Origin of the sequence: Sedimentibacter sp. B4, from assembly GCF_000309315.1 — a bacterium.
GTDB classification, from domain to species: domain Bacteria; phylum Bacillota; class Clostridia; order Tissierellales; family Sedimentibacteraceae; genus Sedimentibacter; species Sedimentibacter saalensis.
The window spans coordinates 1-339 of sequence record NZ_CANG01000628.1 but is presented as its reverse complement, the minus strand read 5'-3'; the positions used below and the strand labels follow the sequence as shown (position 1 = coordinate 339).

Below are 339 nucleotides of genomic sequence, written 5' to 3'. Positions count from 1 at the left end.
CCAAGCCCGCCGCCTGGCCCACCACCCGCAGCACGTTCATCGGCAAGACCGACGTGAAGTACATCACCGACATCGCGTCCGGCTCGACCATCCGCGCTGCGGCGAGCGGCGCGACGGCCGATTCGACGAAGGACACCTTCTTCTTCGACGAGGTGTTCTCGGTCGCGAAGACCGCTTTCGGCACTGTCCTTCCCGCCCGCAGCGCAGTGATCACCTCCACCGACGACGACGACACGACCGTTCCGCTGATCATCACCGCCGCGGACATGACGCCCGGCAACACCGACCAGAGCGATCCCAACTGGCCGACGATGAACATCGCCCTGCTCGCCTCGGTGA

At 66.1% G+C, this 339-nt stretch carries 1 protein-coding gene; it reads left to right on the top strand.

The genetic code is table 11. The features are described 5' to 3' along the window. Nucleotides 1–339, top strand: a 339-nt coding sequence (locus BN358_RS26740) for a hypothetical protein (RefSeq protein ID WP_198018455.1), incomplete at both ends; no start/stop codon positions are given.